Source organism: Desulfomicrobium apsheronum, from assembly GCF_900114115.1.
Classification (GTDB): Bacteria; Desulfobacterota; Desulfovibrionia; order Desulfovibrionales; family Desulfomicrobiaceae; genus Desulfomicrobium; species Desulfomicrobium apsheronum.
In genome coordinates, this window is record NZ_FORX01000009.1 from 105,513 (window position 1) to 120,074 (window position 14,562).

Here is a 14,562-nt window from a genome sequence, read left to right on the forward strand (position 1 = left end):
ATCCTATGAAGCGCCCCATGTCGAAAAAAATCTTCACCACCCTGCGTTCACGGGCCGTCGTCGCGCTCACCGCGATCTTTCTGGCCATGGGCCTTGGCTGCGTACTCATCGTGGGACTGATCATCACCGACCGGCTGGATTCCTTTGAACGCGACCTGGCCGCGGCCAATGTGCGCCGTGCGCGCAACTCGCTGCAACAGGACATGCAACGCATCGACAACCTGCTCAAAGACTGGGCGTGGTGGGATGACACCTACGAATTCATGTTCACGGTCTCGGACGACTATGCGCAAAGCAACATCACCCAGGACGTGTTCATCAATCAAAATCTGAGCGCCATAGTGTTCGTGACCGACAAAGGGGAGATCCTGAGCGCCTCGCGAATGTCCGACGATGAAAAGACGCTCGGCGTGCCCAGCGAAGCGCTGCTCAATTATGTCAGAAGAACGGGGCTGGCCTATCCCCCCGAAGACCTCTTCAGCGGCAGCCCCGCTCTGGTGAACATCGACGGATCGTTGTGGATCGCGGCAAGCCGCGCGGTGCTGACATCCCTGCAGACCGGACCGGCGCGCGGGCGGCTGTGGATGATCCAGCAGATCGACGAGGCCTACGTCGAGAGACTCACCGAGCGCACGGAACTGGCACTGCAGATTCACGTCGCCGAACAGGAAAAGCTGCCTCGAGCCATGCTTGCGCTGCACACCGCTCCCCCGGCCACGGGCGAGCCCCTCGTCGTTCCCGAGCGCGACCTCATCTGGAGTGCCCTGCTTCTTTCCGACGCGGCGGGCGGCACGCCCATAGCCATCATTGCCAACGCTCCCCGGGAACTCTCGGCCCTGGCTCGCGCGACAATGAAAACCAGCCTCGCGGTAGTCATCGTGTTCGGCTTCGTCGGTTTCTTCAGCGGCTTCGCCTTTCTCGAAAAGAGCATCCTGTCCAGACTGTCGCTCCTTAGCGCGCGCGTCAGAAAGGATGCCCCGGACGCACAGTTTTGCAAGCTGGATCAGCACTGCGACGAAATCGACCAGCTCTCCAGCCTGGTGGACACGGCCTTTGAATCCATCCTTGAGAACGAGCGCTTTCTCAAGGAAATCCTGGGCGCGATCAAGGTCGGCGTCATGCTCATCCGCAAGGAAGACAGGCTCATCGTCAGCGCCAACCCATACGCGAGCGCCCTGGCCGGACGGCCCGAAAAAGACATCGTGGGCAAGGTCTGCCACCAGTTCACCTGCGGCGCTGAAGTCGGAAAATGCCCGGTCTGCGATCTCGGGCAAAACCTCGACAACTACAAATGCGAATTTCTCGGCAAAGACGGCGAGCGGATTGATATCCTCAAATCCGTGACCATCATCATGCGAAATGACCAGGAATATCTGCTCGAAACATTCTGGGACATCCGCGAAATCGAACGCACACGGCGTCTCCTGGAAGAATCCGAGGAACGTTACCGGGCGATGTTCATGAACACCGGCACGCCGGGAATCCTCATCAACGAGGACACGTCCATCGCCGTCGCCAACACGGAATTCCTCCATCTTGCAGGGCTCACACAGGATGACATGCGCCAAAGCCCGCCCTGGACACGCTTCTTCCATCCGGATGATACGCAAAGGATGCTCCGCTACCACACGCTGCGGCGCCAGGACGACAATACCGCCCCGCGCACCTACGAGTCGCGCCTGGTGGACTCCTCGGGAGGCCTGCGCCATGTCCAGCTCACCGTGGCCATGATCCCCCGCTCCCAGCAGTCCATCGCCTTCCTGCTCGACATTACCGACATCAAGAGAGCCGAAGGAAAACTGCATGAGCTCGCCTACACCGATGCCCTGACCGGCCTGCCCAACCGCCTCTCCGCCCTGGACAGGCTGACCCGGACCCTGACGCACCTCGACTCGAAAAACTCCAGCTTGGGCGTTTTCCTGCTCGATCTCGATGATTTCAAGATCATCAACGACTCCTGGGGCCACGCCGCCGGGGATGTCGTCCTCATGGAGGTAGGGCAACGCCTGCTCTCCGTTCTTGATTCCTCGGAAATGCTGGCCCGCCTCGGCGGTGACGAATTTATCGTCGTGTCCGGCATCGGGGCCGACGAAAGTGAGTATTCGGGACTGGCGCAAAAGCTCATCGACACCTTCAGCAGCCCCTTTGAACTGGAAGGCTCCGAAACCTTTCTCGGAGTCAGCGTGGGCGTGGCCGTCTTTCCCAGGGACGGCGACACGGCAGGACAGCTGGTGCGCTGCGCGGACTTGGCCATGTATCAGTCCAAATCCTTCGGCAAGAACATGTTCCACTTCCATTCCCCGGAATTGACCCTGAAGGCCCAGCGTCGCGTGGAGATCGAACGGGAGCTGCGTCTGGCCCTCGACGCGGGAGAGATCGAGGCCTTCTTCCAGCCGGTCATCGACCTCGACACCCAAAAAATCGTCGGAGCCGAAGCCCTGGCGCGTTGGCGCAAATCGGACGGCACTCTCGTCTCCCCGGTGGATTTCATACCCGTGGCGGAACAGACAAACCTCATCACCGACATCGACTTCAGCATTCTCTCCCAGGCCTGTCATCAGGCCAAAAGCTGGGACGAGGATGGGTGGGGCAGGTTGCGCATCTCCTGCAACATCTCCGCACGGCATTTCCAGCGCGGCAACCTGCCAAGGGAAGTGCAGCGGGTCCTTGAAGCAAGCAAGCTGCCCCCGGAACAACTGACCCTTGAAGTCACCGAAACCGTGTACATGGAAAACATGGACCAGGTGCGCGACATCCTTGAAACCATTGACAAAATGGGCGTAATGAGCGCTCTTGACGACTTCGGAACCGGCTATTCGTCCCTGTCGTACGTGCGTTCACTCTCCTTTGACGTTCTCAAGATCGACAAGTCCTTCGTGAAAAACCTGCCCGAAGCATCGGCGCTGGCGCTCATTCGCGCCATGCTCGGCATCGCCATCAGCCTGGAGATAACCCCCCTGGCCGAAGGCATCGAAACCCCTGAACAGCTCTTGCTGCTCAGATCACTTGGATGCAGGCTTGGACAGGGATATCTGTTTTCGCCTCCGGTGACCGCCGCGCAGTTCGAAGAGTTGCTCAAAAAACAGAATATAGAGTGATCGCGGCAATGCGTGGAAATATTTTTCAAGGATCGGGCTGAAATAATGCGTGCATTTTTTGACGCCAAGGGCTGAATTGGATAGATAAAATTTTAGCGAAAACACGTTTTCCGGCAAGCAGCACACCCAAAAAACGGAGAAATTCATGGACCCCACCAATTTCATCCCCCAAGCCCTGCCCATTCCGGTGGAATGGGGCTGGTTCTATCTCTTTCAGATGCTCACGTTCATCCTGCACATCCTGGTCATGAACGTCATGCTCGGGGCGTCCATCATCGCCCTGGTCCATCATCTGCGCGGCAAGGCCGAAACCGAGCCCCTGACCAAGTCCATTTCCGTCAAGCTGCCCTTCACCATCGCCTTCGCCGTCAATTTCGGCGTGGCGCCCCTGCTCTTCATACAGATCCTCTACGGGCAGTTCATCTACACCAGCAGTGTGCTCATAGCCGTGTACTGGCTCTCGGTCGTGGGGCTGGTCATCATCGCTTACGCAAGCGCCTACATCTACGATTTCAGCTACGTATCGCTCGGAAGTCTGCGCACGATCTTCATCGCCGTGACCACTGCGTGCCTGCTGGCCACGGCCTTCATCTACACCAACAACATGACCCTCATGCTCAGCCCCGCCCTCTGGGAGACATACTTCGACAATCCGTGGGGCACCCTGCTCAACACCCTCGATCCGAGCGTGCTCCCGCGCTACCTGCACTTCGTCGCTTCATCCGTCGCGGTGGCGGGTCTGGCGCTGGCGCTTTTCTACAGGTTCAAGGTCAAGAACGATCCCGGAGCCCAGCGCTGGGTGCGGCACGGCATGAACTGGTATGCCTACACGACCATGGTGCAGATGGCGCTGGGGCTGTGGTTCCTCTCCGCCCTGCCCGAACACGTCACGGATCTCCTGCTGGGCGGTTCCCTGGCGCACACCCTGATTTTCGTCACGGGCGCGACCATCGGCATCTTCAGCATCAGCAACGCCTTGAGCTACAACGTCGGCACGTCGGCGATCCTGTCGCTCACCACCATCATTCTCATGATCTTCCTGCGGGACTTGGTCAGGGATGCCTATCTGGCCCCGTATTTTCAGGTCAGCGACCGCGTCGTCACCGGTGAATATCTCCCGCTTGTCCTTTTCATCCTGACCTTGGCGGCCGGGCTGTGCGTCGTTGCCTGGATGCTCCGCACCGCCGCCACGGACTCGGAGGTGCGCTCATGAATTTTCCAATCTGGGAACTCCACTGGGCCGGCGGCGGATTGCTCATTGCGCTGATCGCCGTCTTTCATGTCTATATCGCCCATTTCGCCGTGGGCGGCGGGCTCTTTCTGGTTCTGACCGAGCACCTGGGCTATCGCCGAAACTCCCCGGCAATCCTTGATTACACCAAGCGCCACACCAAGTTCTTCCTGCTCGTGACCATGGTCCTGGGCGGAATCACGGGGGTTGGCATCTGGTTCATCATCTCCCTGGTCGCCCCTGCGGCCACGAGTCAGCTCATCCACACCTTCGTCTTTGCCTGGGCCATCGAATGGGTCTTTTTCCTGGGCGAGATCGTGGCTCTCTTCATCTATTTCTACACCTTCGGAAAAATGGGGGCGCGCAACCATCTCACTATCGGCTGGATCTATTTCTTCTTCGGATGGATGTCGCTCTTCATGATCAACGGCATCATCGGCTTCATGCTCACCCCCGGAGACTGGCTGACCACACGGGATTTCTGGGACGGATTCTTCAATCCCACGTTCTGGCCGTCCCTGGCATTTCGAACGTTCATCGCCCTCATCCTGGCCGGACTCTACGGCTTCGTCACCGCCACCTGGGAAAAGGATCCCCAGACCCGAGAGAGTCTGGTCCGCTACTGCGCGACCTGGCTGCTGGCGCCCTTCGCCTTTCTGCTCCTGTCCGGATGGTGGTACGTAAGCGTGCTGCCTGAAAACGCACAGGCCATGGTGCTCGGCGCGAACCCGGAAATCGCCCCGTACCTGCAGGGCTTCCTGTGGATCTCGGCGGTCCTTTTCGCCGGAGGGCTGCTCATGGCCGTGCGCATGCCGGCCGCGATCAAGCGGCCCATGGCCCTGGTCCTGCTCGTCATCGGCCTTCTGTACATGGGCTGCTTTGAAACCGTCCGCGAAGCCGGACGCAGACCCTACCTGATCCACGGCTACATGTATTCCAACGCCATCCTGGCCGGCACCGAAGACGCCATCAGCGCCGAGGGCTACCTGCAAACCTCAGGCTGGCACCGCAACCGGGAGATCACGCCCGAAAACGCCAGGGACGCGGGCCGGGAGATCTTTCGTGGCCAATGCGCCGCCTGCCACTCCATCGGCGGCCCCCTGCATGACATAAAGCGCCTGAGCGCGCATTACGGAACCGTCGGTCTGGAAGCCCAGATCGCGGGCATGGGCAAGATATACTCCTACATGCCGCGTTTTGCCGGCACGGCGCAGGAGCGCAAGGCCCTGGCCGCATACATCGTGCATGACCTCGTCGGCGATCCCGAGGTGACGCAGCAGACCCGCCCGCGCCCCGAACTCGACCTTGAAATCCCGGCCTTCGATGCCCAGGACGACGAATACGTGCTCCTGGCCTGGTGCACGCTGGGTGAAAAATGCATCTCCGACAGCGACAGCCGCTTCTCCATGTTGCCCCCGGGCAGCACGCTCATGGCGCAGCTCATCCGGCGCGGACCGCTGCCCGAGCTCGTGACCGAGGACGTGGAAGTCACCTTCACGGCCCCGGCGGGTTTTGAAAACCCATCCAACCATGTGGAATTCTGGAAATACGCGCCCTCCCTGGTGGGCAAGGAGCTGGCACCGAACGTCAGCGCCAAAGGCCTGGGCATGTCGGGAGTGATGACGCCAAACGACCAGAACCTGACCTTCCTGGCGGACGGCATCCCCGTGCTGCCCTACATGGACGACGGCACGGTCAACCCCTATCCCGTCTTCACCATCGAAGCCAAGGACAAGGCCAGCGGAGAGATTCTGGCCACCACCAAGGTCGTAGCCCCGATCTCCACGGAAATCGGCTGCAAGAACTGTCATGGCGGCACCTGGCGGCACGAGGGAGCCATGGGCATCTCGGTGACCACGGCCTCGGACGTGCTGGCCAGGCATGACCGGCGTCACAAGACCGAGCTGCTGCCCCAGGCCGAAGCGGGCAAGCCGGTACTCTGCCAGAGCTGCCACCCCGATCCGCTGCTGAAAGCTGAAGGCGATCCGGCGCTCCTTAACCTCCCGGCCGCCATCCACGGCTTCCACGCCAACTACCTGTCCGGGGCTCCCGACGCCGAGCCCTGCCACACTTGCCATCCCACCGGCCCGGACAGCTACACCTATTGCGCCCGCGGCACGCACGCGAGCAAGGGACTGACCTGCGTCAACTGCCATGGCACCCTGGAAGACCACGCCTTGAGCCTGCTCAAGGCCGAAAAAGATGCGGGCAAGCCCAAGGCCGACCTGCTCATGCGCCACCTCAAGCCCAGGCTGGTCGCATCCGTTGAAGAAATCGAGCCGCGCAAACCGTGGAACGATCAGCCCGACTGCCTGAGCTGCCACGTGGACTTCGAACCGCCGCAGGACGCGGAACCTTCGGCCTTCAACCAGTGGGTGCGCGGACCGGAAGGGCTTTATCGCATGCGCACCGATGACGCGGGGCTCATGTGCGAATCCTGCCACGGGTCGACCCACGCCGAATATCCGGCCGTCAACGCGTTTCATCCCGATCTCGACGCCATCCAGCCCTTGCAGTACCAGGGCCATCCGGGCCCCATCGGGAGCAGGGACAACTGCGCGGTGTGCCATACCGAGGACATGTTCTACGAATTCCATCATCTCAACATTCTCGGCGAACGCTGATTCCAATCAACCGGGCCGGGGCCAAAATGCCCCGGCCCCTTTCGTTTCACGGGCATTGACTTCGGATTCCCAGGCACGCAATTTCCAGCCATAACCATGGGACGCTCCCCGCAAACGTTTTGTGCAACCAAGACGTGACAGAAGCTCCCAATTCCCAGAATTCACTTTACCATCACATGCCCTTGAGCTAGCCTTCACAAAAGGTTTGTATTACAGGCCTCATGTTCCGACACTGTCCCCCAACACTCGGAGAATCGCATGTCGTATCTGCCCTGTGTAGGATGTGGATGGTGCTGTCTGCATGACCAGTGCACCGATTCCATGCGGCGCCACGGCTACCGGCCCCGCTGCCCCGAACTTTTCTGGAGCGATGAAGCCGGGCGCTACCTGTGTCTGACCATGCTCGAAGGCGAATCCGGGGACGGAATCCGCCGTAATCAACACACCGGCGGGGGCTGCTGCGCACCCCTCAACTCCTGGCGACAGGACATTCGAAACCGGGACAAGTGACCCGCATCTTTCGGACGGACCATGACCCAACCCTCTCCAGCAAAAGACAACACACCCCGGACAGACAAAGACAAAACGTCTCCCCGCCTCATGAGCGGGCAGTTGACCGTCCTCTCCATCCTGGTGGCCGTGGTGCCGCTCCTGTGCGTTGCGACCCTGGGCTATGTTTTTTACGATGCGGCGTACCGGGAAAAAACCCACGCGCTCCTGGCTGAAAAAGCGATGAATTCGGTCCAGAGCCTGGACAGTTTTCTCGAAGAGAAGATCGCCAATCTGAGGCAGGAAACAGGCTCGGCAACCATTGCGGAACTATCGGATCCCGGCCATCTACGCGTCCGTCTGCATTCCCTGCAAAACGCCTATCAAGGCGTCTTCCTCGGCCTTGACCTTGTCGATACAAGCGGCACGATCATCGCCGGCACCGGCGACGAAAATCTGCTGCCCACACCGGCCCAAGAGTCCTGGTTCGCGCAGGCCATAAGCCGCCCCCAGTTTGTCAGCAATCTGGCGCTGTGCGACACGTACTGCTTCCTTGCCGTGCGTATCACCACCGAACAGAGCGCCTGGCTGCTTCGAGCCCACCTCGATCCGGATCTGATTCAGGAAAAGATCCGCCTCTTCCACCCCGGAGGAACCGGGGGCGCGTTCTTTCTGGACCGTCAGGGCGCCCACAGCGCCGCCAGCGGCACCGAACCGGACAGCCCGGAGACCGCGTTGCTGCTGGCCCAGCAGTTCTTTCCCGAAGGCAGACCCGTGGTGCTCACGGCCAAGGACGCCAAAGGCCAGACCAATCTTTACGGCTGCGCTCCGCTGCGCTCCACGGGCAACATCCTGGCCATCCACCAGCCCAAGGCCCAACTGCTGCGGCCACTGCTCAAGGCCCGCCTTGTGGCCCTGGTCATCATCCTCGCCGGTTGCGGAGGCATCATCATCACCGCACTGGCCCTGGCCAAGCGAACGGAACAGCGGCTGTTCAAGGCCGAGCTGGAATTGCAGCACATGCAAAAACACGTCATGGACGCAGGCAAACTTGCCGCCATCGGCGAACTTGCGGCCGGGGTCGCCCACGAGATCAACAACCCTCTGGCCATCATGATGGAGAACGCAGGCTGGATTCAGGATCTGCTCAAATCCGACGACCCCTACAGCGAGGAGAACACCGAGGAGATCTTCTCGTCCCTGCAGACCATCACCACCCAGGGCCATCGCTGCCGGGAGATCACGCACAAGCTGCTCAGTTTCGCGCGCAAGGCCGACACCACGACAAACGTGGTGCACATCAACTCGCTGCTGGAGGACATTGCCGGATTCGCGCGGCAAAAAGCCAAATACCGGGGCGTGGAAATCAGGCTGGCCCTTGATCCCAAGGCGGGGGAAATCGAAATCTCGCCCGCAGAAATTCAGCAGATCATCCTGAACCTCGTCAACAACGCCATCGACGCCATCGAGAAAGACAACGGGCTGGTGCAATTGCGCTCCATCCGCGAGGATGGCTTCGTGCGCATCGATGTCGAGGACAATGGCCAGGGCATCCCCGAAAACATCCTGCCCAGCATTTTCGAGCCGTTTTTCACCACCAAGGCCGCCGGCAAGGGCACCGGTCTTGGCCTGTCCATTTGCAGGGACCTGCTGTCAAAAATGGGCGGTTCCATCAGCGTGAAGTCCACTCCGGGCCAAGGTTGCATTTTTCATGTTCGCCTGCCTGCAAGCGCCCCGAAATGATGCCCGCGTCTGACAACGAGGAGCCATCCGCTCAATTTGACTCCATAATTTTCTCTCTGTAAGACCTTGCCGCTACTGATCAACTCTCACCGTGGAGCCCCAATGCCGAAGGATACCCCCAAGACCAGCGAACCAACCACCCACGGCGAACTCATCGAAATCCTGATCAAGGAAGGGCTCCTCTCTGAAAAACAGGCGCTCCACGCCTCCCGGCTGCGCACAAAACTCGTCCGTCCCAAGCCCCTGCTCGAAATCGTCAAGGAACTCGGCTACGTAACCGCCGACCAGGTCACCGCCGCCATCCGCAAGAACAAACTGTCCATGCGCATCGGCAGCCTGCTTCTGGAACTCGGGCTGATCAGCGAAGCCGATCTTGAGGCCGCCTTTCAGATCCAGCGCACCAGCAAGACCCCGCAAAAACTGGGCGAAGTCCTGGTCAACAACAATTTCATCAAGGAATTCAAGCTCTTGGAAGCACTGTCCATGCAGCTTGGATACCCTTTTGTCGATCCCAGGTTCACCAACCTCGACGTCTCCCTGCTGCATCAGATTCCGATAACATACCGAAACAAGGCGAACTACGTACCCATTGAACGACAGGAACACCAGGTCGTCGTGGCTTTTGCCAATGTCCTGGACCTGGACGACCAGCAGGAAGCACGGACCATCTTTCCCGAAGGCATCCTGCCGGCCATCGCTACGCGCGAATCCATCGTCGAGACCTACCAGCGCTTCGAGCGCGGCGCCCAATCCAAGGAATCCGTCGATGACGATTCGGCCTCGGGCATCGTGGAGCGCATCATCCTCGACGCCATCGAACTCGATGTCAGCGACATCCACATGGAGCCGCTCCCGGATCGCCTGCGCATCCGCTTCCGCCGGGACGGAGTGCTTGAGCCCTACAAGGACTTCCCGCGCGAGATAATCCCCAACATCTCAAGCCGCATCAAGATCATGTGCAAGGCGGACATCGCCGAGAAGCGTCGCCACCAGGGTGGCCGCATCCTGTTTGAATATCCGGGCGGCGAGCTGGATATGCGCGCCTCCTTCTATGTGACCATCCACGGCGAGGCCATCGTGCTGCGCCTCCTGAACCGCCAGGGCAACCTGATCGACATCACGGGCATCGGGATGTACCCAAAGATACTCAAGCGCTTCATCGACGGGGCGCTGTCCCGGCCTAGCGGCGTCGTGATCATCACCGGACCCACGGGATCGGGCAAGACGACCACGGTCTACAGTTGCATCCACCACCTGAATACGCCGCTCCTGTCCATCATCACCGCCGAGGAGCCGGTCGAATACGTCATCCCCGGCATCTCCCAGTGCTCCATCGATCCCAAGATCAACCTGACCTTCGAGGAGACCCTGCGGCACATCGTGCGCCAGGACCCCGACGTCATCCTCATCGGCGAAATCCGCGACAACTATTCGGCCGAGGTGGCCGTGCAGGCGGCGCTGACCGGACACAAGGTCCTGACCACCTTCCACACGGAAGACTCCATCGGCGGCCTGATCCGGCTCATGAACATGGACATCGAGGCTTTTCTCATCTCCTCCACCGTGGTCAGCGTGGTCGCCCAGCGTCTTCTGCGGCGCATCTGCCCGGAGTGCTCCCAGCCGTACAAGCCAAGCCCCGGCGAACTGCAACTTTTCGGCTACACGCAGGCCACGATCCAGGGTGCCAATTTTCGCAAGGGCACGGGCTGTTCCCACTGCCGCTACACGGGATACCGGGGACGCATCGCGGTGTTCGAGCTGCTCATCCTCGATGAAATGGTCCGCGCCGCCATCCTTGAACGGCGAACCAGCTTCGACATCCGCAAGATCGCCCTGGAGAGCGCAGGGCTTGTGACCCTGTTCGAGGAAGGCCTGGTCAAGGCCTCCGAAGGCCAGACCACTCTGGAAGAGGTCATGCGCTGCCTGCCTCTAGTTCTGAAACCACGCCCTCTGGAAGAAACCCGCCGCCTGCTCGGAGTCTAGCAATGAACGAGGCCAAGTCCTTTATCGAAATCCTCATGGAGCATGTGAACTCGGACAAGGCGCAGCTCCCGCCATTCAATCGCACCGGCCTTGCCATTCAACAGGAAATGGCCAAACCTGATCCGGACATGCAGGTCATAGAAAAACAGATCCTGCGCGACCCGGCCGTGGCCGGTCAGCTGCTCAAGGTGGCCAACTCGTCCTTTTACCGGGGCATGATCGAAGTGACCACGGTCAGAAACGCCATGGTCCGCCTTGGTCTGGCTGAAGTCTCCAACCTGGTCACCCTTTTGACCCAAAAACAATCCTTCAGCACCCAAGACCCCTTCATCCGCGAATACATGGACCAGCTCTGGATCCACTCCGTGGCCTGCGCCCTTGGCGCGAAATGGATCGCCAAGGAATGCCGGCTGCCGAGCAAGATGAACGAATCCTTTTTCGCGGGCCTCCTGCACGACATCGGCAAGGCCTTCCTGCTCATGGCCATCTCCGACCTGAAAAAAAACGGACAGCTGGGCGAGACAGTCCCGCAGTCCTTCATCGAGGAAGTCCTCGACACACAACACCAAAGCATCGGAGCACAGCTGCTCAAGACCTGGAACCTGCCGGAGATCTATTGCACGGTGGCCGAACACCACCACGACGAAGACATGGACGGCCAGGACATCGTGCTGCTCATGGTCAGTCTGGCCAACAAGGTCCTGGCCAAGGCCGGAATCGGGATCATGCACACGCCGGACATCGATCTGGCGACCAGTCCCGAGGCGATCCAGCTTGACCTCTCCGAGATCAAGGTCGCCGAACTGGAACTGACCATGGAGGATTACGTGGACTTTGTGGCTGAAGTGGACTGATTCATCCGGCACTGCCGCGCTTTTCTTGACCCTGAAAACGCACACGGGCCGGTTCCCCTGAACCGGCCCGTGTGCGTTTTTCATGCCCGGCGATCACCATCCGCCCCCGCCGCCTCCGCCGCCGCCTCCGCCGGACGAGCCGCCCCCGCCCATGCCCGAGGAACTGCCCGGCGCGGATGACGCCGAGGATACGGCGGACTCCATGCCCCGTCCCAGGCTCGAAGCGAACAAGCCCGGATGCATGCGATTCCAGTGACGGCCTTCGTACCAGCCCGGATCGTATCCGGCCCGGTCCAGCAACCGCGCGAAGTGTTCTCCCCACTGATTTTCAACGCCCAACGCCATGGCGTAGGGCAGAAACTTCTCGAACAGCTCGGGAGTCTCATCGGGAGGATGAATGAAGTTCAGCCTATCTTCCTCGGCCACGGAAAGATAAAGCTTGAAGCCCTCGATCTCGTCCAGGGTCTGGCGGCCGATGCGCGTCGGAGCCTTCAAAAGCTCGTAGAAGAGCGCATTCATGAAAATCATGGCCCCAAACCCCAGCACCGCCGCAATCCCCAGCTGACTTGAGAGAAGCCACAGTCCGACCGCCTCGCCGCCCAGAAAAGGTATCGTGAAGACGGTCAGGAACAGGGCCGAGCCCTTGCCGCGAATGCCGCCGCCCTGCCACGCGGCGGCAACCTGGCGCACCAGCATGAAGCAGCCGAAAGTCCAGAAAGTCAGCCACACGCAGATGAAAAGCGTCCCGGGCGGAACGGACGCGCTCCAGACCATGCCCGCCACCGAGGCCAGGGTGATGCCAAGCCCCGGCGCCAGCCAGCCCGTGTTGGTCAGGAAATAGTTGGAGGACAGCTCTTTCACGAGCTTGTTCTTCATGGCCCGTCGGGCGCCGCTGATGACCTTGTGGTTCACGTTTTTGAGCTCGACGACCGTCCCTGCCTTGCCCAATTCGTCCCAGGCCGCCCGTTCGCCGAAGGATAGAGTCTCCGGGGGCTGGTCGGCCAAGGTCAGGCGCATCTTCGCATTGTCCCCGATCCTCAGCGCGCCCTTGACCGCCATGTTGACCACGCCCGCGCTGAAAGCCGCGTTGTCGAACTTCATGCGCGTCAGCATGCGCACCATGGCCGGAGAAAATCCGCGCGGCGGCGCAAAACGGGGAATGATCACGCCCTTGGCCGGGTCACGGCCAACCTTCATCCAGGCCAGCACGTAATAGATACCGAGCAAAACGGTCCCAAGGCCCGCGAAAAGCACTCCTCCGCTCCTGTCCAGGACCTGCGCCGCCTGCTCCGTGGCCGAAGGCGGCGTCACAAAGCCCTTGGGCCAGGACACGGCGATGGTCAGGCCCTCGCCGGGTGCATAGGGCCGCGAGGACGTGAAGGTCACCTCCTGCTGACCGCTTGCCGGAATCGCGCGGTGGTCCCTGCTGCCCATGGGCCCTTCGTAGGCCACGGCCTCAAGAGCCGTGGCGCCGTCCGGCAGATGCACCGTGCAGCTGACCCGGTCCAGGGGCAGGCGCCAGCCGTTGCCATTGACGTTCCAGTAGAGCTCGTCATGCTTCTCGAAAAAACCCAGCTGCCGCGTGGTGCGGTAGGTGAAGGTATAGGAGTAACGGCCCGGCTGCAAAAAGACATCCTTGCTGCCGGCATAGATGGCCACACCGTTGGACCTGTTCTCGACGTGGTGGGGTTCCGCCACGCCGTCTCGCGTCACCTCCAGCAACGTGAACCCGACGCGCACCCTGTTTCCGGCCCGGCCGGAGTAGATCGTTGGAAACTCGCGCACGATCCCGCGCCGGATCTGATCCCCGGTGGCCTGGACCGTGATGGTCTCCGTGACCACCATGGAACCGTCGGGGTCAATAAGGACCAGGGAAGAAAAATCGAGCACCCGCTCGGTCTCGGCCAGCAGGGACGTACAGGAAAACAGGCAGAATAGCGCGGCCAGAAGTATCCGGACATGGATGCCCGCCATTCTAGAACTCCACCTTGGGCACGGCCCGCTCCGACGGACTTTCCAGTTCGAAGAATTCTGCCTTCTCAAAGCCGAAGCGCCCGGCGATCAGATTGGACGGGAAGGACTCCACCGCGATATTCAGATTGCGCACCGCCCCGTTGTAATAGCGCCGGGAGAGCTGCACCTCGTCCTCGATCTCGCCGAGGGAAGTCTGCAACTGGGCGAAATTGGCGTTGGCCTTGAGGTCCGGATAGTTTTCGGCCAGCGCGAAAAGCTTGCCCAGCGCCGCCCCCAGAAGGCCCTGCGCCTGGGCTGTCTCGCCCACGCCCTGCGCGTTCTGGGCTACTCCGCGCAAGCGGATGACCTCTTCCAGAGTGCCCTTTTCGTGCACGGCGTACCCCTTGACCGTGGACACGAGGTTGGGGATCAGGTCCGTGCGTCGCTTGAGCTGCACGTCGATCCCGCTCCAGGCCTCCTGCACCATGTTGCGCATGCGCACCAGGCCGTTGTAGATGAGGATGGCCCACAGCAAAATGGCGGCAACCAGGGCGAGCACGACAAGAAAAGCGATCATGATTCCTCCA

The 14,562-nt window shown here is 60.8% G+C and carries 9 protein-coding genes; 7 read left to right on the plus strand and 2 right to left on the minus strand.

Annotation, left to right across the window (positions count from 1 at the left end; translation table 11 throughout):
• Window positions 1-17: 17 nt before the first annotated feature.
• The 7 genes from BMZ40_RS10355 to BMZ40_RS10385 all read left to right on the plus strand — a co-directional run bounded on the left by BMZ40_RS10355 (window position 18) and on the right by BMZ40_RS10385 (window position 12,022).
• Window positions 18-3,098, plus strand: coding sequence for an EAL domain-containing protein (locus BMZ40_RS10355; protein WP_245751084.1), 3,081 nt, complete (start codon window positions 18-20; stop codon window positions 3,096-3,098).
• A 145-nt stretch (window positions 3,099-3,243) separates the two neighbouring features.
• Window positions 3,244-4,311, plus strand: coding sequence for a hypothetical protein (locus tag BMZ40_RS10360; RefSeq protein ID WP_092375013.1), 1,068 nt, complete (start codon window positions 3,244-3,246; stop codon window positions 4,309-4,311).
• On the plus strand, window positions 4,308-6,953 hold the full coding sequence (locus BMZ40_RS10365) for a cytochrome ubiquinol oxidase subunit I (protein ID WP_092375016.1): 2,646 nt from the start codon (window positions 4,308-4,310) through the stop codon (window positions 6,951-6,953). The genes BMZ40_RS10360 and BMZ40_RS10365 overlap by 4 nt, the downstream gene beginning before the upstream one ends.
• Before the next feature lie 258 nt (window positions 6,954-7,211).
• Window positions 7,212-7,463 carry a hypothetical protein gene (locus BMZ40_RS10370; RefSeq protein WP_092375020.1) on the plus strand — a complete coding sequence of 84 codons (252 nt, stop codon included), beginning with the start codon at window positions 7,212-7,214 and terminating at the stop codon, window positions 7,461-7,463.
• Window positions 7,464-7,484: 21 nt separating this feature from the next.
• Window positions 7,485-9,185, plus strand: coding sequence for an ATP-binding protein (locus BMZ40_RS10375; RefSeq protein ID WP_177193110.1), 1,701 nt, complete (start codon window positions 7,485-7,487; stop codon window positions 9,183-9,185).
• Between the two features lie 102 nt (window positions 9,186-9,287).
• Window positions 9,288-11,168, plus strand: coding sequence for a GspE/PulE family protein (locus BMZ40_RS10380; RefSeq protein WP_092375025.1), 1,881 nt, complete (start codon window positions 9,288-9,290; stop codon window positions 11,166-11,168).
• A gap of 2 nt (window positions 11,169-11,170) precedes the next feature.
• Window positions 11,171-12,022 carry an HDOD domain-containing protein gene (locus tag BMZ40_RS10385; RefSeq protein WP_092375028.1) on the plus strand — a complete coding sequence of 284 codons (852 nt, stop codon included), beginning with the start codon at window positions 11,171-11,173 and terminating at the stop codon, window positions 12,020-12,022.
• A gap of 93 nt (window positions 12,023-12,115) precedes the next feature.
• Here BMZ40_RS10385 and BMZ40_RS10390 read toward each other — a convergent pair whose 3' ends face one another.
• Window positions 12,116-13,996: a DUF2207 domain-containing protein gene (locus tag BMZ40_RS10390; RefSeq protein WP_092375031.1), complete on the minus strand. Its 1,881-nt coding sequence runs from the start codon at window positions 13,994-13,996 to the stop codon at window positions 12,116-12,118.
• A 1-nt stretch (window position 13,997) separates the two neighbouring features.
• On the minus strand, window positions 13,998-14,552 hold the full coding sequence (locus BMZ40_RS10395; protein ID WP_092375034.1) for a LemA family protein: 555 nt from the start codon (window positions 14,550-14,552) through the stop codon (window positions 13,998-14,000).
• Window positions 14,553-14,562: the final 10 nt, after the last annotated feature.